General features: G+C 54.3%; 18 protein-coding genes and 1 tRNA gene. 12 read left to right on the plus strand and 7 right to left on the minus strand.

Annotated elements, in window-relative coordinates; translation table 11 throughout:
• The first annotated feature begins 1 nt into the window (after position 1).
• The 11 genes from WCS52_07915 to WCS52_07965 all read left to right on the plus strand — a co-directional run bounded on the left by WCS52_07915 (position 2) and on the right by WCS52_07965 (position 10,789).
• Positions 2 to 3,232, plus strand: a complete 3,231-nt coding sequence (locus tag WCS52_07915) for a hypothetical protein (GenBank protein MEI6167106.1) — start codon at positions 2 to 4, stop codon at positions 3,230 to 3,232.
• A gap of 160 nt (positions 3,233 to 3,392) precedes the next feature.
• On the plus strand, positions 3,393 to 5,795 hold the full coding sequence (locus tag WCS52_07920; protein ID MEI6167107.1) for an alpha-L-rhamnosidase N-terminal domain-containing protein: 2,403 nt from the start codon (positions 3,393 to 3,395) through the stop codon (positions 5,793 to 5,795).
• Between the two features lie 25 nt (positions 5,796 to 5,820).
• Positions 5,821 to 6,639 carry a tetratricopeptide repeat protein gene (locus WCS52_07925; protein MEI6167108.1) on the plus strand — a complete coding sequence of 273 codons (819 nt, stop codon included), beginning with the start codon at positions 5,821 to 5,823 and terminating at the stop codon, positions 6,637 to 6,639.
• Between the two features lie 154 nt (positions 6,640 to 6,793).
• Positions 6,794 to 7,279, plus strand: coding sequence for a helix-turn-helix domain-containing protein (locus tag WCS52_07930; protein ID MEI6167109.1), 486 nt, complete (start codon positions 6,794 to 6,796; stop codon positions 7,277 to 7,279).
• A 73-nt stretch (positions 7,280 to 7,352) separates the two neighbouring features.
• Complete coding sequence (locus tag WCS52_07935; protein MEI6167110.1) at positions 7,353 to 7,619, plus strand: hypothetical protein; 267 nt, start codon at positions 7,353 to 7,355, stop codon at positions 7,617 to 7,619.
• A 273-nt stretch (positions 7,620 to 7,892) separates the two neighbouring features.
• Positions 7,893 to 7,968: transfer RNA gene (locus tag WCS52_07940), tRNA-Phe, on the plus strand.
• 412 nt (positions 7,969 to 8,380) lie between these two features.
• Positions 8,381 to 8,629, plus strand: a complete 249-nt coding sequence (locus tag WCS52_07945; protein MEI6167111.1) for a hypothetical protein — start codon at positions 8,381 to 8,383, stop codon at positions 8,627 to 8,629.
• 20 nt (positions 8,630 to 8,649) lie between these two features.
• The gene (locus WCS52_07950) at positions 8,650 to 8,958 is read left to right on the plus strand and encodes a response regulator (protein ID MEI6167112.1); all 309 of its coding nucleotides are present in this window, start codon (positions 8,650 to 8,652) and stop codon (positions 8,956 to 8,958) included.
• Positions 8,959 to 9,353: 395 nt separating this feature from the next.
• Positions 9,354 to 9,707: a hypothetical protein gene (locus WCS52_07955; GenBank protein ID MEI6167113.1), complete on the plus strand. Its 354-nt coding sequence runs from the start codon at positions 9,354 to 9,356 to the stop codon at positions 9,705 to 9,707.
• A 118-nt stretch (positions 9,708 to 9,825) separates the two neighbouring features.
• Complete coding sequence (locus tag WCS52_07960; protein MEI6167114.1) at positions 9,826 to 10,146, plus strand: hypothetical protein; 321 nt, start codon at positions 9,826 to 9,828, stop codon at positions 10,144 to 10,146.
• A 340-nt stretch (positions 10,147 to 10,486) separates the two neighbouring features.
• The gene (locus WCS52_07965; protein MEI6167115.1) at positions 10,487 to 10,789 is read left to right on the plus strand and encodes a glycogen-binding domain-containing protein; all 303 of its coding nucleotides are present in this window, start codon (positions 10,487 to 10,489) and stop codon (positions 10,787 to 10,789) included.
• 908 nt (positions 10,790 to 11,697) lie between these two features.
• Here WCS52_07965 and WCS52_07970 read toward each other — a convergent pair.
• Both WCS52_07970 and WCS52_07975 read right to left on the minus strand, forming a co-directional pair.
• Entirely contained in the window at positions 11,698 to 11,892 is a 195-nt protein-coding gene (locus tag WCS52_07970) for a hypothetical protein (GenBank protein ID MEI6167116.1), read from the minus strand.
• 86 nt (positions 11,893 to 11,978) lie between these two features.
• Entirely contained in the window at positions 11,979 to 13,031 is a 1,053-nt protein-coding gene (locus tag WCS52_07975; GenBank protein ID MEI6167117.1) for a Fic family protein, read from the minus strand.
• A gap of 225 nt (positions 13,032 to 13,256) precedes the next feature.
• Here WCS52_07975 and WCS52_07980 point away from each other — a divergent pair, with 225 nt between their 5' ends.
• Positions 13,257 to 16,037, plus strand: coding sequence for a PAS domain S-box protein (locus tag WCS52_07980; GenBank protein ID MEI6167118.1), 2,781 nt, complete (start codon positions 13,257 to 13,259; stop codon positions 16,035 to 16,037).
• Here WCS52_07980 and WCS52_07985 read toward each other — a convergent pair.
• The 5 genes from WCS52_07985 to WCS52_08005 are packed head-to-tail and all read right to left on the minus strand — an operon-like array spanning position 16,024 to position 22,588.
• On the minus strand, positions 16,024 to 17,529 hold the full coding sequence (locus WCS52_07985) for a PAS domain S-box protein (GenBank protein MEI6167119.1): 1,506 nt from the start codon (positions 17,527 to 17,529) through the stop codon (positions 16,024 to 16,026). The genes WCS52_07980 and WCS52_07985 overlap by 14 nt on opposite strands.
• 57 nt (positions 17,530 to 17,586) lie before the next feature.
• Positions 17,587 to 18,849 (minus strand): ABC transporter permease, encoded by a 1,263-nt coding sequence (locus WCS52_07990; protein MEI6167120.1) that lies wholly within the window; start codon positions 18,847 to 18,849, stop codon positions 17,587 to 17,589.
• A complete protein-coding gene (locus tag WCS52_07995) occupies positions 18,846 to 19,517 on the minus strand; it encodes an ABC transporter ATP-binding protein (GenBank protein ID MEI6167121.1) in 672 nt (223 codons plus the stop codon). The genes WCS52_07990 and WCS52_07995 overlap by 4 nt, the downstream gene beginning before the upstream one ends.
• Positions 19,514 to 20,947, minus strand: a complete 1,434-nt coding sequence (locus tag WCS52_08000; GenBank protein MEI6167122.1) for an efflux RND transporter periplasmic adaptor subunit — start codon at positions 20,945 to 20,947, stop codon at positions 19,514 to 19,516. Before WCS52_08000 ends, WCS52_07995 begins: the two co-directional genes overlap by 4 nt.
• A gap of 33 nt (positions 20,948 to 20,980) precedes the next feature.
• Complete coding sequence (locus tag WCS52_08005) at positions 20,981 to 22,588, minus strand: TolC family protein (GenBank protein MEI6167123.1); 1,608 nt, start codon at positions 22,586 to 22,588, stop codon at positions 20,981 to 20,983.
• Positions 22,589 to 22,710: the final 122 nt, after the last annotated feature.

Raw genomic sequence — 22,710 nt, forward strand, 5'->3', positions numbered from 1 at the left:
AATGAAAAAAACAGCAATCCTCGCTGGAACTTCTTTACTGATGGTGGCCCTGCCCTGCCTTGGTTCCGGAGAAGGCGCCCAAGATTCATCTTCCGCACCGTTGCAACGTAGGTTATTGAACGCCATGGATGTGCCGGGCGGAATCGGGGCCTGGAATATTGACAAGGCAAGAACGGCGCTTGCGACCGGTATCGAACCCAAGGTAGGGAATGCGGTCGTGGAGATGTCGGGGATTGCCCGGATCAAGGGAGGCAAGGGGGATGCCGTGGTCTATGAGGGGACGCTCCCGGGCTGTCAGCGGCTGTCTGTCTGGCTCTATCTCAAGCCTGAAAGTAATGTCAGCGAGATCGGGCTCCAGATCAAGGATGCCAAAGGGGAGCGGTTGTCGTGTCTGGTGCCGGCGGATTGGACGGGCTGGAAGTTGCTTGAAATCAATCCTGCCAAGGACGTCTTTAAGCCGTCGTATGAACAGAAAGACCAGGATGGAAAGGTTGATCTGCCGCTGTCTGCCGTGAATCTGGTGTGGTTCACCAAAGAGGCGGGGCCCACCTCGGTGGGCGTCGATGGCCTGACCGCGCTGACTGAACTCCGGCCCGGCGAGGCGGGGGTTAAACTGCTGGAGGCCGGCAGTCTGGTGGCTGAACCCGGACTCCCCTTGTCCGCCCGGCTGATGGCCGAGAATCTGGACGGAGTGGCGCGTACGGTCTCCCTCCATTACACCTTGCAGGCCAATCCCACGTTCAATGATTCCCCCCCGCCGGATCCGGTGCTGGGGTTTGATCATGCGCTCGGCTGCGTGAATACGTTTACGGTGGACGGTGAGGAAAAGGGGCCCGCCAAACTCTGTGATGGTGACGATAACTCCTGTGTGGAGGCGCCCTGGGGGAGCGGATACAAGGAAGCCACGGCCCTCATTGATCTGGGCGTCAGCCGGAATATCTCGGCTGTCCACTATGTGGCGGGCGATGCCAACTGGATCTGGAAGGCCGATGTCCTGACATCGGTTGACGGGGTGACGTTTACGCCGGTGGCGGTTTTGCAGAGGTTTGACATTCATAAGAAGTGGAACCAGCAGGTCCTGCCCTGGCCCGCCCAGCCGGTTCCCGCCCGATGGTTGAAGTTCCGCTTCCACAATGACGGTAAGGAGACCAATTGCATCCGGCTGCCGGTGTCGGTGATGGTGTATGATGGTGCCGCCAATGACCGCCTGGAGGTCCCTCACACCGGCGAGCAGATCGCGGAAGGAAACGGGTCCGCCACCCTCCCGCCGCATGATTTTGCGGAAGTGATGTTGACTGGGACAGTGCCTGTGCCGCCGGGCGCTTATCTGCTGGGGCTTGACGCGGAAGTGGGTGGCCGGAAGGAAGTCCGCTGGACGCCTTATCTGGTCCGGCCGGCAACGGAAGCGGATACCGCGCAAACCGGGCGCTTCGGCATCAACGCCTCAGATGTGGCGCTGGCCACCGAGATGCGCCGGTGCGGGTTCGGCTGGGTGCGTTTCGAAAATGCCAAATGGCAGATGTTCTGCACCGCCAAGGATAAGTATGCCTTTGACGGCTCCGTGGATCCCTGGAATGTGGATCAGAATAAGATCTATTCAACGTATCAGGGCCTGGGGATGAAGGTGTTGCCATATGTCTTTCAGCCGCCGGCCTGGGCGAGCTCGGCGCCGAAGGAAATCACGAAGAACCGGGCCGGCTATCCGCCCGTCAACAATGCGGATTACGGGGATGCGGTATTCCAATTGGTGGCCTGGGCTGGCTCGGCTAAAGTGGACCCCGCAAAACTGCTCACCCCCGACAAGCAGACCGGCACGAAACTGATCAATGCCGTTGAGTTGTGGAATGAGCCCAACCTGAATGATCCGGGCTGGGGCCCGTTTGTGGGAACCATGCCCCAGTATTTTGAGGTGATGCGCGCCGGGGCCGAAGGGGCGCGCCGGGCGGATCCGGCCTTGCCGGTCAGCTCGGGCGGGCTGGCAGGAATCAGCCTTGAGGTGGTCGGGCAACTGGCGTCCTACAAATATCAGGACGGGAAGACCCCTCTTGATTTTGTGGACATCATCAATGTGCATTTCTATAGCGGCCGCGAGGAGCCTGAGATCTGCGGCTGGGATCCGAATGTCAACCGTGCCGGTCATGTGACGGGCGGGCACACCTATCCGGAAGAGATTGAGGATCTGGTGGCCTGGCGGGATCAGGTGAAGCCCAAAGCCGAAATCTGGCTGACGGAAACCGGGAATGATGTGGGCGGGCCGATCGGGCGGACGGAGCGCTATCAGGCGGCCAAGGTGCCGCGCGCCGTGATGCTGGCCCTGGCCGCAGGCGTGGAGAAGGTGTTCGTTTACCGCGAGAAGGGCTCCACCCCGACGCAGCATGCCGGCGCCGGCCTGCTCCGGAATGATCTGACTGTCCGGCCGCAATGGTTTACCGTGGCCACCATGATCCGCCAGCTTCAGGGGTTTGAAGGGAAGGCCCTGCGTCTGCCCTCTGCCGACCCGAAAGTCTGGATGTTCCTGTGGAAGACGGGGACCCGTCAGTTGATTACCGCCTGGCGTTACGAGGGAACGGAGCCGCTGGGGATTGATCTGGGCAAGGCCAGCGTGTGTGATGCCTTTGGTCGTGTGACGGAGGTGAAGGAAACGGCCGGCGTGGTGCTGAGTGAAATGCCGGTTTACATCACGTTGGCCGGGTCAACCCCCGCTTATGAAAAGTTATTGAAAGAGGCTGCTGCTACAAGGGAAAAACACCGGGGTGAACGTGCGGCCTTAACGGCGGTGACCACCAGGTTGTTTGATTTCGGACCTGCAGGACAGCGGCTGGGCATGCTCAAGGGCTATGGCCTGCCGCGCTGGTACACCCCGGTTGGCAAGGGGGATGTGTGGGACGAGGCACGCGGGTACGGGTTTGTGCTGCCGGTGACGCAAGATCTTGAACGGCGCTGGGTGCATGATCCCCTGGAGCGGGATTCCTGTAAGCTGAATGCGGATAATGCGTTTAAGTTCATCCTCCCTGCGGGCCAGTTTACAGTGAGGGTGTCAGCGGAGCCCATAGGCGGGACCCCCACGGAAGTGATCCTGAAGACGGCGGCCGGGGCGCAGTCCCGGACCGTAGATAAAAAAGCCCATCTGGCGGAGTTCGTTGTGGAGGGCGGTCCGCAACCGGTTGAGGTAACGTTCCCGAAATATGGTAGCATCTTCTCGATTACCGCCATCGCCCAAGGACAGAAATGATGCCCGGCTGACGTTGGCAGCGGAAATTTGGAGTGCGGCAGCTTGATGCCGCTTTGGAGAGGCGCGGCTTGACGCGCCAGTGGCTAGGGAGGCCCGTCAAGCCGGGCCATGGGAAAGCGGTGTCGAGCCACCGCAGTCCAAAAAGGGAGTGGAGGGTCATATGATGAATGTCATCGACGCCTGCAAGCAGGCAAACTGGATCTGGCTTGAAACGGTTGAAAAGGACACCTATGCCGGGTTTGTCCGGACCTTTGATGTGGACGGGGAGCCCGGTCAGGCCCACATCGGGATTTTTGCGGACACTCATTATAAGCTTTATATCAATGGTCAGTTCGTCAATGCCGGGCCCGCGCCCTTCCGCAAGCCGGTGATCATGATCGATGACTATGACGTGACCGCCTATCTGCGGCCCGGGCGCAACACGCTGTTTGTACTGGCCCGGTATATCGGGGAAACCGTGAAATACAATACCGTCAGCCAGCCCGGCGTGCTGGCGGCGCTGTGTGTCACCAACGGGGATGGACGCGAGATGGTCGTGAAAACCGATGAGGCCTGGAAGGGATTTTCCATTCCGGCCTGGGCGCGGGAGACCCCGAAAATGACCTGGGCCCTGGGCGGGATCGAGTCGGTTGATCTGAATTTAGCCTCGTTCCGCGTCCTGTCGGACTTTGCCTCGCAGGACTACCATGCGGGCGCGCGGGAAGGGGATGAGACCACGCTTCCTAAACACTTGAAGCCGGTCCGGAGCTGGCGCGAGGAGCCCCTTGAGATTCGTCCGCGTACCGTACCCATTCTGCGGTGGAGCCAGGAGAAGCCGTTGCGCGTACTGCATGTGTTCACGATGACACCGGAGATCTATTCCCTGCGGGATAATGCCATGCGACTGGATAGTGAGTACCGCGTGCCCGTTTATGCCGCCGACGAATATGCCATGTTCAAGGGCGGCACCGTGCGATTGAACCGCCGCAAGGGAGAAAAAGGGTTAGCCGTATTGTATGACTTCATGCGCATGACCACCGGCGATTTCACCATTACCATCCGGTCGGCTGGCCAGGCGACGGTGGATGTGGCCTTTGCCGAGCATCTGCGTGATGGCCGGCCGAGCATCTCCCGGAACGGCTCCTGCTACTACACCCGGCTGCAGCTCGCGCCCGGGCTCAACCGGTTCAGGCTCTTCAACTCCAACGGATACCAGTATCTCTATGTGGTGCTTAAGGATTTTGAGGGGGACCTGGAGATTCTCGATGTGGTCGCCCATGAATCCCGCGCCAATCTGGATTATCAGGATGCCCTGGTGGTGCGGGATCGCACGGTCATGAGCATTTATGACATTTCCCGCCGCAGCATCATGCTCAACAACCAGGCGGAGCCTTACGATTGCAATACCCGGGAGCGCGGCACGTATTGGGGCGATTCCCTCTGGGTGCTCGAGTCGGTGGGGCACATGACGGGCAATTTCTCCCAGCTCCGGCGCCTGTGTGATGCCATGACGGATGAGTATGCCGTCACCGGCATGGTTAACGGGAGTCTCTATGGGATGGGCGAGCCGCTTTATGATTACAGCCTGGTCCCGGTCGAAATGCTCAAGCGGTATTATCTCTTCACGGCGGATACGGAGGCGGTGAAAGCGCATCTGGGGACCTGTGAAAAGATCGTGGCCGATTTCCGGCGGCTCAAAAATAACGCAGGCCTGATTATGCTCGGGTCGAGCCCGGCGGGAGTGGGGCGGCACGGACTGCTCTTTCTTGATCATCCCGGATTGGGATGGCATCCGCGCACGACCACGGGGATTGAGCGTGAGGATTGCAATGCCGGGATCAACCTGTTTTATCTGCAGGCCCTGCAGGCGGTGGACTTCCTTCATGGGGTTCAGGGGAGGGCCCGGCCGCTTCAGGGGGAAATTGCAGCCCTTACACGGGCCATCCGCGAGACCTTTTGGATGTCCGACAAAGGACTTCTTGCGGATGGCCGCAACGAAGCGCGCGGGTTCTTCGGCTGTTCCCAGATTGTTAACGCGTTGGCCGTGACCACTGGGGTATTGTCGGGCGCTGAAGCCAATTTTGCCATGCAGGAGATCGTGGATATTGAACGGAATCCCTGGGTGGCGCAGGGATCGCCCTACTCCTACTTCTTCATTGCCGACGCCTTGAGCCGGTTGGAGCAGCCCGGACTGGGCGTGCAGACCATCAAGCAGTATTGGACGCCGATGCTTGAACGCGGTGCCACGACGACGTGGGAAGCGTTCGGAGGGGAGCACCATGATTCCTTTAATCATGCCTGGAGTGCGCCTTTGCCGTACCTGGTCTATCGGGGGGTGATGGGGTTGGTCCCGCTGGCTCCGGGGTATCAGCGGATTGGGTTGACGCCGCATCTGGCCGCCTTTGATCATTTTTCCGCCACCTATTGCATCCCGCAGGGGCAGGTGCATATGGAATGGGAGAAAACAGGAGTATCGACTTACGGCCTGAAGGTGCATTTGCCAAAGGCTGCTTCTGCAATGCTGCGCGTGGGCGGGCAGGTAATTGAGGTTTCGGATAACTATGAGGGTTCGGTCGTCCTGTAATCTTCCGGCACGGGCAGGAGCGGTAATGAAGAAGCGCAGTCAGAAAACCAGGTTTTTAGTACGCTGGTCCAGCGTTGCGCTCTTGGTCATTCTGATCACGGGGCTGCTGAAGTGGAATTTCACAAGGACCAATTCAACGACGGGCGCTGACAGAACGATCCAGTCATTGAAGCGTGGGGCAGAACGGGGTGATGCGAAGGCCCAATATAGGCTGAGTCTTGCGTATGACAAAGGGGCGGGGGTTGAAGCCGATATGGCGCAGTCCATCACGTGGCTTCGCAAAGCCGCCGGACAAGGTGACGCGCAGGCGGAATTCAAGTTGGGGAATGCCTACCGGTTTGGCCGGGGGGTGGCGCAGGACGATGTGGAGGCCACGATGTGGTTCCGTAAGGCGGCGGACCAGGGTCATGCGGTGGCGCAATGCAGTCTCGGGGTGGCCTATATGGTGGGTCAGGGTGTTGTCAGCAACGAGGTGGAGGCGGTGAAGTGGTTCCGTAGGTCTGTCGAACAGGGGGATATTCTGGCGCAATACAATCTGGGCAACGCCTATACGCTTGGCCGCGGGGTGGCCCAGGATGATGAGGCGGCGGTGAAGTGGTTCCGTAAGGCGGCAGATCAAGGACATGCCCTGGCACAATATAACCTTGGCATTTGTTATGCCCGAGGGAGAGGTGTGGATCAGGATATCCGCGCGGCCTATGGCTGGTTCCTCTTGTCCGCCGCAGGAGGGGATGGGGATGCCCCTGTATTTCTCGAGTCGCTTGAGAAATTGTTATCGCCGTCGGAAAAGGAAGCCGCACGATCCTGGATGAAGGCGTGGAAGCCTGCAGCGGTGACGGAATGACAGGCGGGTGAAAGTGAGAAAGATACTGAACAGGGCGAAACAGGAACTTGCCGATTATCGGGCACTGTTCATCCATCCCCGGACACATTCCATTTGAACTCCCGCCCCATAAGCGTATTTTAGTAATAAATCTTTAACCAACCAAAGGAGCTCTATGAACATCGCTCAAGTCCTGAAAGCTGAAATATCACGCATCTCCAAACATGAGGCAAAAGCCCTTTCCTCCCCAACCCGTTCAGCCACCATCATCCTCAAAAAGACGGTGGTCGACCTCAAGAGCCGCCTGTCCATCCTTGAGAAATCCAACAAGGAACTTCAGAGGCAGGTGGCGTCCCTCATAGCCAGCCAACCCAAAGTTGAACAACCTGATGAGGGAAGAGTTTGGATCTCTGGTAAAGGGGTGAAGGCTCTCCGCAGGAAACTGGGGCTGACTCAGGATGAATTGGCGAGACTGACATCGGTCTCCAAGGGGGCGGTGGTTCAATGGGAGAGCAAGTCGGGGATGCTGAAGCTGCGTGACGCCACAAAGAAGGCTGTTATGGCTGTCAGGGGGATAGGTGGTAAAGCTGAGGCGAGGAAGCGGCTGGAGGTGGTCAAGGCTGTTAAAGGCAAGAAGGCTGTTTTGAAGAGGCGGAAATAGAATGGTGCCTGTAAAATCCCAAAAACAGAAAACCCGATGGCGAAGAGGGACGGTTTGCTCAAGCACTGAACATATGGAACTGATCTTTGGTGACAGGAATATCATCGTCGCCAGAGTTGCCCCGCCCGTTGAGAATACCTTCACCGTTGAAATCCTGATCAACGAAGAGCGAGCAATCAATCTGCCAACCCTCAAGGCGGCAAGAGCGAGTTTGAATGCCCAGCTGGTTGAAAAGGAAGAGCCTGAGCCGTGGGAGTATGTGAAACGCTATTGCTCATCCAACTCCAACAGGTTTTCACAGGTTCTTTGGAAATACTATCCTGAGGGGAAGACGTTGTAAGGGTGTGCAGGAACCCATCCCAAACCCATCCCAAACCAATCCCATGACCGGGGAGATGAATGTAGATGAACCCCACTGGACATAAATACGTCAGGATTAACTTGAGAAAAAGGTTGATTCTGAAGGGGCGTAATGTATTCTGTCCCCTCTCTTTCTGATACCAAGATTGCCCCTGTGGCGTCATGGGTGCGTCACGGGACGTTTTTCAGGCAGAGAATATTGACTTTTCAGTAAGTCATAACTTGCTTGCAATAAGTAGGTTGAGGTTAAAATGGCGTGGTAGCTCAGTTGGTAGAGCAGCGGACTGAAAATCCGCGTGTCGTCGGTTCGATTCCGACCCTCGCCACCATCATTAATCCATTCTCATTCAATAAGTTACACAAACCGCTGCTCTACCAACTGAGCTACCCGGCAGTAATTTTGGCAGTAATCAGAGTCCGTCCAGAGTTGAGTGGCACAGTATTTCCCATCTCAATTTTTCCCAGTAGATGGGGAGAAAACCGTTCCGTGGCTCCTACGGAGTCGAAACGGAGAACACTCAATCGTTCACTGACGGAGTGGTACCCCGGCCCTTGTCATCCCCGACTCCAATCTCTATCAGAAGAGGGCATGATCGCCGCATAGTAATATTAGGAATGTACACCCTGTTAATGGCATGTACCGATAGGGGGAACCCTGATACGAGAATCAGGGTTCCCCCTATATCTATTGTTGTGATAACTCCCCATTGTTCCAAAAACGGATTATGTAGGGAGGTGACCATGATGATTGTGAAACTCTTGAACTATTTGTGCCATTTGAACCCAATATCCATAGCCGTTGATGATGTTGATCACGACCACAAAATGACAGGGATTAAGCAGGTAGATCGCAAGCAGTCGGAACGGAAGCAGATAGAGAGAGAATCACAAGTGAACAATATGCTAAGTCAATCCCTCCTGAGAAAAGTTGTGGACGATTTCTGGCTGGCAGATTCTTTTGAAAGCCATATGTTCCCCTACAAATCATAGGGAATCGTAAGTGAAGTAAAATGAACATAATTCACCCTGCTAAGACGAAGAAGACGACGACAACGAAGAAGAACGGGAAAGAATCTGCAATATCCCTGAAAGCCGTGGTTATTGATAATGACCAAAATGCCTTAAACGTGATGAGGCACATTTTAGAACGCAGGGGTTATGACGTAAAAACCTATGATGATCCCGTACAGTCGCCAATGTATATTCGCAAGAGTTGTCCCTGCTCCATGAACGAAGAAGGGTGCCCAGACCTCATAATTTCTAACTACAGTATGAAGGGGGTAAATGGGGCGGAACTATTAGAATGGCGCTACTGGTAAATGGATGTCGTTGTAGTCATCTCGCTATAGTTTCAGAGACAGCAATTCCTGAAGCGGACATATTGCGAGTGGTGAAATATGGAGTACGATATTTTATAAAATCCCGTGCTTTTGAGAACTTTTATGATTGGCTTGTTAAAGTTGAGCAACGGGTTTTGACAGATTATCTGCCGATTTATCGCAGGATGTTACCCACTAAAATCTAAGAACCCGCATTCCTTGTGTTTATCTGATCCAGCCCTCAGTCGTTATTATGTTTATTTCTCTGATAATAATATAAGAAATTTGAAAGAGGCTGGCACAGTAGACCCCTATAGAGAATTACCCCGTCCATAAAGAGTTTGGCGGTAATGTTTGAAATATAAAGTTCCGAAAACAGAAAAGGTAAATTGATAATGAAAAAGGCGACCAATAAAAAGACGGCTAAGAAAGCCGCAAACAATCATTCATTTGAGGTGAAGCGGGTAATCTCTAAAGTTTGTCCTAAAAATATTAACGAAATTGAATGGAGTCTTACTGCAGATGAAATTCAACTGAATGTAACTATTGCCTTCAATGATGCCAAAGCCGTAAAGGTTATTCGGAAAATTAAAGACTTTCACAAGACGGGTATAAATCCAATTACAGAGGAAGAAAACCGAATCTTTGGGAAAGTTTGGGATGGTTGTCATGCCGAAATTGCCAACCTTTTGGGGTACGATATTCATGAAAAAATGAATCCGATAATTGATATTGTATCTGTTAGGTAGACGATTCCATGAACTCTGCGGGGCATTGGTCTTTCAGTGAGCGGATTTTAGAGTCAGATCTTGTTGGAATGAATACCTGTCCGAAATGTAAACGTGACTTTGAAGGGGAATGCCGACCATGACTATAAATAATATTCGTATCCATCTGATAGAGCGTGATGCCGGAATTACAAAGGTTGATGGTCAGGTATGGGAAAGCGGCTTTTGGGTGATTTCTGAATCCAATGCCCAAAAACTCATAAATGGCTCAATCTTCTTCCATAAAAAACTAAAGGAACCCTCATTCTTTGGCGGTATCATTCAGAATTACCGCATACAGGAAGATGGTGCACACAGTGGAAGCGTCATATTTAAATTTGAGTATCAGGCTGACCATAGAAACATCAAGGCAGAGAATCGGGGATGGAGCAATGAGATAAAGATAGTTCTCGATAAGTGAGGCATTATTTTTATCCGACATTGATGACCTGCATTGGAAACATGGGGGAGGGGAAGCGTTGGCAATCAGCCTTATCCTTTCCCTTGGCGATAATTCTGATCAACTCATTCTTGAAGCCTCCAAATCCTATAACTGCCCCCGTGTCTTTGCTGTAAGGGGTATCGGGTCAATGAGGTGTAGTCACCTTTCCTTCCGAATGTTTCCCATCTGCCTCTCAGGGTATCCCTTACTCCATTTTCAGGTTCTACGCCGTTGCGATGTCTCTGTTTCCATCATACGGTTAAGTTGAAAAACGAAATGACCGTAATATTCACGAATGCATAGGAAGAGGACATAACTTATGAAGAAGGCAGTAACAGCTACAAAGACAGTGATAAAGACAGCGGGTAAAAAAGTGCGGTTTGAACTGGTAACACATCCGGGGCGTGAGGTTTTCGTGGCCGGTAGCTTCAATGGTTGGAATCCCGTCCAGCAGTCATTAAAGCCGCACAGTAAGACTGGAGCATATGTCGCAACTTTGAATCTTCCATCGGGTTCTCATGAATACAAGTTCGTCGTTGATGGAATCTGGCAAATTGACCCCGTTAACCTCAGCCTGACTCCTGATGGCGAGGGTTCCTTCAACAATATATTATTGGTCTAGTCCAACGATTACATGAGCTGGGGGGTGCGGTTCAGCCGACCTCATAGAGACGTTTACCACCCGCCCCGTTCCTCTTGTTTGTGATATCCAGTCAGTCTGGGCAAATCTTTAACCATTACAGAATCGGAGTCTTATGACTAATCAGGAAACTATTCTTCGTCGTCGGGAGGCTGATCTCAAGCAAGGGATGAAGGAGCTTGCACGTGAGTTAGCTCAAACGCTTGTTCTGCTTCCTCACAAAGGCAATTGTAAGTGCGGGATGATGTTGACGGAGAAGGACAAAAAGCCAAATTTGGAAAACTATTGTTGTCCTCGTTGTGGGGAATCAGGTTCCCCGATGTTACTTGACCAATCAGTCCCCTCCTTGAGTGATGCTACTTCGCGAAATTAATTAAAAGGCGGTAATTTCTGATCTTTCATTTTGATAAAACCTGTGACCTTTTCAGAATCTGACCTCTGATCCAAATTTCCTTTTAATTTCACATTAAGGCGTAGCAACACGTTGTAGGGGATCACACCATGATTCAGGAGGCTTTTATGAAAGCATGGAGATTGATCTTATCGGTATTCGTGATGTCATATGTCTCTGGGTGTTTGACAGCAACCAAGACGGAAAGATTCAAAGTAGAGGATGGATTAACAATTGTGTGCGTTGATAGATCTAAAATGTCAGATACTCTCAGAAGAGAAGTGGAGGGTTTGCCGTTGGCGCCACATTATGCTGCCTATTATGTCCGGAAGACAGAGACAATATATGTCCCATGGTCAGGAGAGTTTGATATAAACAACCAACCACTTCCTGATTTCCGATTTCTTGGCCATGAAATGTGGCACCATTGCGCAGGATTGTGGCATGGTTCAATTCCGCACTATGAGAAAACAAACTGACAAATAATTGGTTCCAACCTCTAGGCATCGCCATGGAAGTATCCCGGGTTCTTTCGGCTCCACTTTTTTGACTTGCCCGCTTGCTGGCCGCTCGGCATTCCGGCTTCCAGAAGGGCAATCGCCTGTCGCCCTTCCGACATATCATAAGGGGCATAGATCAACGTCTGTTTGATGTCCGAATGCCGCATCAGACCCTTCAGGACCTCCAGACGCACGCCTTTCCTCCGCACCGGCTTCGTCGGTGGGATTCCGGAGACGTCAAACGGGGCGACAACCCGACCCTTCTATAAGACAAAAGTACTCAGGGGTGATACCATGTGCCTTTTCCTTTGCCCTCTTGTGTCAGCAGTCGCTTTTCGACAAGGCTTTTCAGGTGGGACTTGATGGTGTTGCGACTTGCCCCTGTTATCTTTTGAAGCTCACGCACGGTCACACGCCCCTGCTCACGGGCGGCGACGAGTATATCTTGAGTAAGTTTTGGCGTTGCCAGCAGTTCCTTCTCCCTCTCAAGTTTCTTTGCCAGAATGTCCACCTGCTTCTTCAGCGATTGCAGGAAAAACATGATCCAGTCACCCAGTTGGGCATTGTCGGTGTAGAGGTTTGCCTGAGCCCGCCGCAGGGCGAGGTAATAGCGGTCTTTATTCTCCTCGATTATCCGCTCCAGTGAGCTGTAAGGGACATAAAGATATCCGGCCTTCAGCAGGAACAGCGTCGTCAAGACTCGGGAGAGTCGCCCATTGCCGTCCTGAAAGGGATGGATGGCGAGGAAATTTACAATGAAGATGGCCGTGAGAATTAGGTTGTGGTGGCGGTTGGCTGTGGTCTCCGTGTTAACCCACTCAACGAGTTCCCTCATTTTCCGAGGAGTGTCAAAGGGTGTGGCAGTCTGGAAGATGATGCCTACACTCTTCCCTTCACTGTCAAATGCCTCTACGTTGTTCGACAGCTTCTTATACTCGCCCCGATGCCGCACATCCTTGGTCGAGTGCTTCAGCAGTATCTGGTGCAGTTGCTTGATGTGGTTTTCAGTAACCGGAATATCGTCATAGGACTCAAAAATCAGATTCATGGCGTCCGCATATCCCGCCACCTCCTGTTCATCCCTCGAATGGAAGTGCTTTAGCCCAACGCCAGACAGCAGGCGTTCGATCTCAGTGTCCGTCAGCTTTACCCCTTCAATGCGGGTAGACGATCCGACAGACTCAACCGTCGCCACCTTCCGAAGAAGGTTCAGCCTATCCGGTGCAATGTTCCGAAACGCTCGCCACGCCCCCTTGAATTCGTCGATACTTGCGATAATTCGTAGGACTTCAGGGCTGATCGTGAATGAAGGTGTATCCATATTGTTATCCATATATATCCAAATACCCGTCAGCGTCAATGTCGGATTTATGGATTCTTATGGGCATGATTATGGATACGAAGGCTTGTATGAATCGGCTTTGGATGTGAGCGAATGTGATCGATCATTTCACCTACGCTTCACCCAAAGTCTTGCTATCGGGAATCAAGGAGATCAAACTAAAAGGAAAGCAATTTTAGAGATGCGTATGAATGGCACCATAGACGGGGCTTAAAAATGAGTGACGCTGGACACCTGAAATTGAGAAATCAAGCAGCCGACAAGGTCCTTGCCAACGCCAAAGAGGCCGCCGCGAAGGTCCTTGCCAATGCCCAAGAAGCCGCCGCCAGGGTTCTTGCCGACATCCCGCTAACCAGCGATAAAGCTCAGACGAATGCAAAGGAATCCGCTATCAAAGCGGCTGAAGTCGTATTGGCGGCCACCACTCAAGCGGCTGATATAGTGCTTGCCGCTGCCGACAAGGCGGCCGAGGAGCTGAGGCGGACCGAAACGATCCGTTATGAGAATAATGAGCGGTATACCGCAATCATCCAGACCGCTATGGATGGCTTCGTCCTGTTAGATATGCGGGGACATCTATTGGAAGTCAATGAGACTTACTGCCTGATGACTGGATACAGCAAGCAGGAACTGCTCGCCATGAGCATTTCCGATCTTGAAGCCGCCGAAATAGCCACGGACACCGTCGGGCACATCCGGAAAATCATGTCTCAGGGGGCCGATCGTTTCGAGTCCCAGCAACGACGTAAAGACGGAACTATTTTCGATGTTGAAGTCACCGTTCAGTATCGGGATATCGCAGGCGGGCAGATGGTGGCTTTTCTTCGGGACATCACCGACCGCAAAAAAGCCGGACAACTCCTGCGTGAGAGCGAAGAACTGCTCCGGGAGTCACAGGATATTGCCAATTTGGGAAGTTATGTCCTGAATATTCCTATTGGCATGTGGAAAAGTTCGGTAGTTATGGACCGGGTGTTTGGGATCGATCAGGCCTACGAACGGTCTGTCGAGGGGTGGATCAACTTGGTTCATCCCGATGACCGCACGATGATGGGGGATTATTTTCAAAATGAGGTGTTGGGGAAAGGATACTCTTTCGATAAGGAATACCGGATTATTCGGCAGAATGATCAGGCACCACGCTGGGTTCACGGAACCGGTAAGGTGGAGTATGATGCCCAAAAACGACCCCTTAAAATGTTGGGAACCATTCAGGATATTACCGAACGGAAGAAGGCGGACCTCTATCGGGAAACGGGGCGGGACGTTCTGCAAACACTTAATGCATCGGTCGATGTCAAAGAAAGTATTCATCGGGCCATATCTGTATTGAAAGCGCGAACAGGATTCGATGCGGTGGGAATACGCCTGAAACATAACGATGACTTCACCTATTTTGATCAAAATGGGTTTTCAGCAGAGTTCCTGCTGACGGAAAATTCGTTAGTAGAGCGTGATGCCAATGGCTGTGTATGTAGGGATAAAAGCGGGAATGTCGCTTTAGAGTGTACTTGTGGTTTGGTCATTTCCGGGAAAACCGACCCGACCCTGCCATTCTTTACTCCAGGAGGTGGTTTCTGGGTTAACAATTCAGTTCCACTCCTGGAGATCCCCTCTGATGCTGATCCACGGCATCATCCCCGTAATCTATGTATTCATGAAGGCTATGCCACCGTTGTTCTTGTGCCCATCCGCACTAAGGATGGGATAGTCGGTCTTCTTCAGTTAAATCGACGACAAAAAGGCTCTTTGACCCTGGAAATCGTAGAGATTATTGAGGGAATTGCGGCAAATATCGGGGCGGCCATCGTGCGTATGAAGGTGGAGGAGGAGCGGAATACACTCGAAATCCAACTCCGGCAAGCCAGCAAGATGGAGGCCGTCGGGCGGTTGGCCGGGGGGGTGGCTCATGATTTCAATAACATGCTGGGCGTGATACTCGGTCATGCTGAAATGGCTATGGAGCAAATCGATCCATCCATGCCGATCTGTGACGACTTGAGGGAAATTGTTAAGGCGGCCCAGCGATCGGCCGATCTTACCCGTCAATTGTTGACCTTTGCCCGCAAGCAGGTCATCGCCCCGAAAGCCATCGACGTGAATCTGATTTTGGCGGGTGCAGCCAAGATGTTGCAGCGGCTCACTGGTGAGAATGTCAGCTATATTATGAAGCCCGCTGCTGATTTGTGGAAAATCAAGATAGATCCGTCCCAACTGGAACACGTTCTGGCAAATATGTGTGTCAACGCGAGGGATGCCATTACGGATGTCGGCAATATTGTCATTAAGACGGAAAATTGCTCCTTTGACCGAGATTACTGCGCGCATCATCCGCATTTTGTGCAGGGAGAGTTTGTGCGTATTTCCGTGAGTGATAACGGATGTGGTATGGATCAGGAGACGCTTTCCCGTATATTTGAGCCCTTCTATACGACCAAGGAAATCGGCAGGGGCACTGGCCTTGGGCTGGCTATGGTATATGGCGCCTTACAGCAGAATAACGGGTTCATTAATGTAGAGAGCACGCTTGGGAAAGGCTCAACCTTTGACCTCTATCTGCCTCGTTATACGGGTGGGGAAGACGGACAGGAAAACACAATAATTTTTACAAAACCATCCCTTTCCCTTTCAAAGACCATTTTGTTAGTTGAGGATGAGGCGGGTCTCCTGAAGTTGATCAAAGCGATGCTCGAACAGCAGGGACATCTTGTGTTTGCCGCAGATACCCCGGGCCGAGCCTTAGTCCAGGCCAAGGAATTAGGCGACAAGATAGACCTTATTGTAACTGATGTGGTGATGCCTGAAATGAATGGCAGTGAGTTGGTCGAGCAACTGAAAGCCCTCAATCCCCGCCTCAAGCACCTTTTTATGTCAGGCTATACCGCAAGCATGATTGCCCAACACGGTATATTGTCGGGAGGGGTTCATCTCATCCAAAAACCATTCACCAAGGAAGACTTTATCGCAAAAGTTAACACGGTCCTTAGCGGTAAATAGGCAATATTAACGTGACGCAAGTGCCTTTTTTGGGCTGACTTGCCACTTCAAGGCGTCCGCCAAACGATTCTGCCCGTTCCTGGATCCTGAAAAGACCGAAACGGCTCCCTTCCTCGTTGCTTTGTTTTGGATCAAAACCGACCCCTGTATCTTTGACCTCAATCCTGATCAGATCGTTCTGTGTGGAGCCCAATCTCAGTTCAGCCGTTTTCGCCTGGGTGTGTTTGACCACATTCAGCAGCAACTCCCGAACCGCTTCGAAGGCGAATGTTTTCAACTCGCCCGAAATCGGCGGAACACGTTTTGGGGTTCTGACGATCACGGACAACCCCGTCTTCTTTCTGACGTCTGCGGCCAGCCATTCAAGCGCATTTTTGATTCCCAAATGACTCAGAACCGGAGGATGTAAATCCGTGGTCAATGTGCGGGTCAACTGAATGGATTCATCAAGATCTTTCACCAGCTGATCCGCCCAGCTGATCAGGGTGGGGGTCGAGCTTTCCTCCTTGAGGTGAGAGACGCGGAACTTCATTCCGCAGAGATGTTGCTGAAGTTGTTCGTGCAGGATATCGGCGACCCGCCGGCGTTCGGTATGTTCAGCCCTCGTCAATTTCTCGGCCAGTTGCCTGAGCCGGAGCGTGCGGTCCTTCACCTTCTGTTCGAGGCTGTCATTTGTCTGTTTGAGTCTTTCTTCCAGACGTTTGCGGGCGGTGACTTCAATCGTGGCGCAGATGACTCCGGTGATCTTCCCGCTCCCGTCCCGCAAGGGCTCGGTGATCGTATCATGAAACGTCTTGCCTGCAGGCATATCGATGGTGACCTCTTCACGATGACCCACCCCCGTCTTCATCACCTTCCTTTTGACCTGCATGAAGCGCCTGGCTTCAGAAGGCGTGAAGATATCGCTGTCCCGCTTACCCAGGAAGTCCTCAACCTTGAAATGGGGTGCAATATTACAAATCCACGTGTAACGCAGTTCCCGATCCTGGGTGAATACCACGGTGGGTGAGCCTGACAGGGCAATTCGGAACCGATCATTGCTTATCCGTAGCGACTCGTTGCTCAACTGCAGGGCTTCTTCCGTTTCCTTGCGCCGGGTGATGTCGACGACTTGGGTGATCCGATATTGGGGCGGCTGACTGCCATCATCAACCAGCGACGAATTGACCTCGCCCCACACGATTTTCCCGTTTTTATGAAGGTAACGTTTCTCGAAGCGGCTATAGGGGCGTCCTCCCGAATGTAACTGGCGGATCTTTATCATCGTCGTCGCCAAATCGTCGGGATGGGTGATGTCGCGAACCGTCTGTCCGAGCAGTTCCTTCTTTGAATATCCCAGAAATTGACAGAGGGCGCGGTTGACCCGAAGAAACACGTTCTTCTTTGAGGATAGGATCGCCATGCCGATGGAGATGTTGTCGTGCCAAAGGTACTCTCCTCCGAGCTGTCGGGCGATCGCGGCCTCTGATTTCCCAAAGTCAGGCTTACTCATGAAAGAGAGTCTAGCGGGATGAAGACGGCTGTAAAGAAATTTGGGTAAGGCAGACGCTTAGCCATGCCGCAGGCATTCGACGGGGCGGAGTTTGGCGGCCTGAGCGGCGGGGGCCAGGCCGAATACGACCCCAACCAGCCAGGATACGCCCAGGGCGGTGAGGACCGCGCCCGGAGTGAATACGCCCGGCCAGCCGGTGAATTGGGCGGCCACCGGCACGGCCACAAAGCCAAGCAGGCAGCCGATGAGGCCGCCGGTCGTGGATAACACCACGGTCTCCGCGAGAAATTGCCACAGGATGTCGCGTTGGGAGGCCCCGATGGCGCGCCGTACCCCGATTTCAGGGATCCGTTCCGTGACCACCGCCAGCATGATGTTCATGATCCCGATGCCGCCGACCAGGAGGGAGATGCCGGCAATCGCCAGCAGCACCATGTTGAGCACCCGCTGGGTTCGTTGTTTGCTCAGGAGCAGGTCCAGTGGAACAGTGACCAGCACATCGGACGAGGAATGGGTTTGGGAGATCATGCGCTGAACGACCTGGGCGGCATCCATGATAATTTTTTCATCCGTCAGGTTGATGACCACCTGGCCCACCTCGGTGCGGGTGAGTTCCACGCTGCCGCTCTCACGCTTGACACTGGTGGTGCCGTACAGCCGGCGGGCCGTGACGTAGGGCATGAAGATCCCGACGGAGCCCAGACGGGACGGGAGCCGGACCACTCCGATGATTTTAACGTATTTGCCCCCGATCCGGACGCTTTTCCCGACCGCTTCCCCGAAACCGGTGAGGGCACCGGCGACCGGCTCCGTCACCACCGCCACGGCATGACCCTGCAGGTTGTCGATCTCCGAAATCAGCCGTCCCTTTACTAGGGTCGTCTGGAACAGGGTGAAATAATCCGGGGTCACCCCCAGCACGCGGGTGTCGATCCGCTGGCTTTCCTGATACACATTCCGTTTTACCAGGTGTGCCATCGTGATCGAGGCGTCAGGAAAGAGGGCTTGGATGCGCAGCACATCCCGGAACGTCAGCCCATAATGATACAGGGCCAGACCCTGGTTGGAGGTGGGGGGCGGGGACTTCTGTGAGGCACTGGTGGCGGGTACGGAATCCATGATGATATTGTTCAGGCCGAGGCCTTGGATTTCCTTGAGCACGGTGCGTTGGGCACCTTCCCCGATGGCCATCATCGTGACGACCGCGCCGACCCCGAACATGACGCCCAGCAGGGTCAGGAGGGAGCGGAGTTTGTGGCGGAACAAATTCCGGGCCCCATCCAGGCCCAGTTCCAGGATCCAGGTCGGGCGTCTTCTCATGTGCCTGCCCCTTCGGTCAGGATGCCGTCGGCAATCCGGACAATCCGGGGGATTCGTTGGGCGACATGGAGATCATGGGTGATCACGATCAGGGTCTTTCCCTGCCGGTGCAGGCTATCGAATATCGCGAGGATTTCCTGGCCGCTTTTGGAGTCCAGATTCCCGGTGGGTTCGTCGGCCAGGATCATGGGGGGATTGGTGACCAGGGCCCGGGAAATGGCCACGCGCTGGCATTCGCCGCCCGAGAGTTGCCGGGGACGATGGGTGAGCCGATGTCCGAGGTTCACGGCTTCCAGTTGGGCCGTGGCCCGTTGCCGTCGTTCATGGGCGGGGACCCCCTGGTAGAAAAGAGGAAGCTCAACGTTTTCAATGATCGACAGGTGGTTGATGAGGTGGAACGATTGGAACACAAACCCGATGAATTGCCCTCTGAATTTGGAAAGTTCCTGGTCCGTGAACGTGGTGGTGTCGCGTCCCCCGTAATTCAGGATGCCGGAAGTGGGGGCATCCAGCAACCCCAGCAGATTCAGAAGGGTGGATTTGCCCGAGCCGGACGGCCCCAGGATGCCCACATATTCCCCCTCGGCCACCTTGAGGTTAACCTCCTGGAGGGCGCGAACCCCGGCACCGGCGGGGAAGATTTTCGAGACATTAATCAGTTCGATCATGAGGGGGACGGGGTAGACGGTTTCTCGGGAGGATTCAGTAACACCTTTTCACCCGCCTTGAGCCCGTCCAGGATTTCGACAAACTGGACGGACGCTTTGCCGATTTTGACTTCCTGGCGTTTGCCCTGCAGGCCGCTGGCCGGGTATACAAAAAACTTGTCCCCATCCCTGAACACCGCCTGAACGGGGAGGGTGACGGTCCGGGGAATGGTGTCGACAATAATTTCCGCATCACAGGAGAAACCGGGGCGTAATTCCTTGGTGTATTTCAGGGTGATTTCCACTTTGAATTCCTTGAGATCACCGGCCCACCAGCCGCCGGAATTCGCCACTTCGGCCACTTTGAAGACCTCGCCGCGGAAGGTCCGGTTCGCGAGGGCCTCGACGGTGACCGCCACAGGTTGCCCCACCTTGACGCTCTGGATGTCGGCCTCGGGGATATTGATGACCGCTTCCATGATCGCGCGGTTGGGAATGGTCATCAGGACCCGTCCAGGCTGGAAGGTGGCCCCCACCTGGATTTCACTGCTCCGCCAGGCCTCATCGGGATTGCCATACATGATGATGCCGTCGAGGGGGGCACGGACCTCGAAGGCGCGCCGTTCCTCCATTTTGGCGTTCAGGTCGTTGACGGCCCGTTCCTGGGCCCGTTGGGAGGATTCAACCGCCTGGGTCTTGGCGAGCAGGAAGGCTTCCGTTTGTTTCCGCGCTTTTTCAAGTTCGGTTTTGGCCTTGGCCAGGGCCGCCTCCGCCGCTGCATTATTGAGCGGAATGGTGTAGTCTTCCAACAGTTTTTTCTCGATGATGGCGGTTTCCATGGAGAGCTTGGTGGTTTCCAGTTTAACCCGTTCCTCGTCGATCTCATCCTCGGTCACAAAGCCATCTTTCAAGAGCCCCTGCAGTTCCTCATACCCGCGCTTTTTCCGCATGTATTCACTTTCAGCGGTCTTGGCTTTGACCTCGGCGTTACGCCGGTCCATGGGTTCATCCCCCTTGAGGAATTTTTGAAGTTCCAGCGTGGAGGAGGCGACCCCTTGTTCCGCGATCGTCAGGAAACTTTTGTTATCCATCAACTGGATGTCCAGGCCTGTTTTGGCGGATACCAATTTGGTTTCCGCCTCGCTGAGGGCCACCTCAAGGTCCTTGATGCGCTGGTCGATATCATCTGTGTTGAAGAGGGCGATCACGTCATTGGATTTGACGAGGGAGCCGTCCGGGATGAGGGACGAAATGGCGGAGGGGCGTTTGATCTCCGGGCTGATTTTGACGGCATTCATGGCCCGGATATCCCCGGAGCCCTGGATGGAGATGACCAGCGGACCCTGTTTGGCCGTGGCCGTCAGGGGAAGGGTCTCTTCCGTTTTCTGCCGGCAGCCGTTCGAGAGGGTGATCGAAACGATCAGGCCCAGTATCACGGGTATGTACTTCATCGTCATGAGATCTCCTTGAGTTGTCAGCGTGCGCTAATTCGATCGGGCGGTTGCTTTGTGATTTTCCAATACCGGCGGCGGTAGTTCAATCAGGGTCCCATCCGCGTCCACATCCAGGAGGCCGACATCCCGAAGCAGTTGGAGCCGTTGTTGTTCGTATTGGGCGAGTGCCCGGACATGGGCGTTGCGGGCGCTCAGCAGATCATTTTGAGCTTCCACGACATCGCGGTTGGAGAGATCGCCATTCTTGAAGCGGTACGTTGCGAAATCCGACCGTTTTTTGGTGATCTCAATGTTCCGTTTATTGATCTCCACGGTTTCAGAGAGGGCCAGCAGTTTGCTGAAACTGTCGCTGATTTCGACCCGGATGAGGTCCTCTTTTTCCGCAACCGCGCGCTCGGCGGCGTCGCACTCGAAGGTTGACCGGCGGATGGCATCCCGTTCAGCCCGCTTGTCGAGGGGGAGTTCCAGGGTCACGCCGGCGACATAGTCAGGGGTGAACTCCCCGGAGGCCGGCGAGTCGGCGTCCTTGGCCCGGGTGCCCGCTTTCCCATAGAGGTCCAGTTCCGGGAGCAGGAGATTGCGGGCCAACCGCAGGCGGCGCTGGGAATCATCCCGTTTTTCCGCCATGGTTTTTAAATCAAGCCGTTGGGTCAGGGCGAGCTGGATGCATGAGGTCTGATCAAGTGATAAGGGTTTTTTGGCGGGGATATCGGCGCCGGTTTTCAGGGGAATATCGACGGGGAGGCCGGCTTCCACCAGGAACCGGCTCAGTCCGATCTGGAGTGCGGATTCGTTCAGGCTCAAGGTGTTGCGGGCGGTGAGTTCCTGTTGCTGGGAGCGCAGGACATCGATGGACGGGGCTCGGCGGATTTTAAAGAGGGCTTCCGAGCGCTGGCGCAGGTAGGTGGATTGTTGAACATTCATGCGGGTGTTCTCGAGAACGGCTTTCTGGATCACGAGGCCGTAATACTTCTGGATCACGCCGATGGCGAAGTCCTGCCGGTCGAGGGCGAATGACCGCAGGGAATAAACGAGGTTCCGGTTGGCCTGGATGAGCGCATCATGGCTGTTCTCGTATCCTGCGCCCGCCAGCAGGGGTTGGCGCACCTCGATCGCGGCGGCCGTGTCATAGTTGGCCGAGTTGAGGCCATTGGAAGAGGCGGCCAGGCTGGTCCCTTTGGCCGCCAGGGAGCCGCCGAAGGGGAGGGGCACGGAGGTTGACAGTTCGAGGCCCCCCAGGCTTTTGTCCGACCCCGTTTTCTTCTCCGCCATCACATAGTCGAGGGTGCCGGCGCACTGGGGTTCAAACTCGCGCACGGCGGCCAGGACATCCAGTCCGCTTAAATAAAGCTCCTCCCGCCGGGTTTGCAGGGCACGGCTGTATTGGGTGGCGAGGCGCAGGGCGGCATTCAGATCCAGATCCAGCGAGGAGGGGGCTTTGTGGGTATCGCCGATTTCAGCCGTGGCGGCCTTTAGGGCGTTGCTGGCCTGGGGCAGGGTCAGGAAGGCTTGATCACGGATCACTTCATGCACGGCGGCATCAGGGGTGCCCAGGGTCCCGCAACCGGCAAGGAGCAGCGTCAGCCCGAAGGTTGTGACCATGCAAACCGGGAGTAGGATAAAACGTAACGTCGCCATGAACTTCTTAACCCTTTGGAGGGCAAGTGTGTCCTCTTTTTGATGGCGGTTGTCAATGAATGAATAGGGGGCTGCGCTGGGCGTCCTGGAAAGAGGTCCGTTCGCACTGTGCAAACGACCAT

The organism is bacterium (assembly GCA_037128595.1).
GTDB lineage: Bacteria > Verrucomicrobiota > Kiritimatiellia > CAIKKV01 > CAITUY01 > JAABPW01.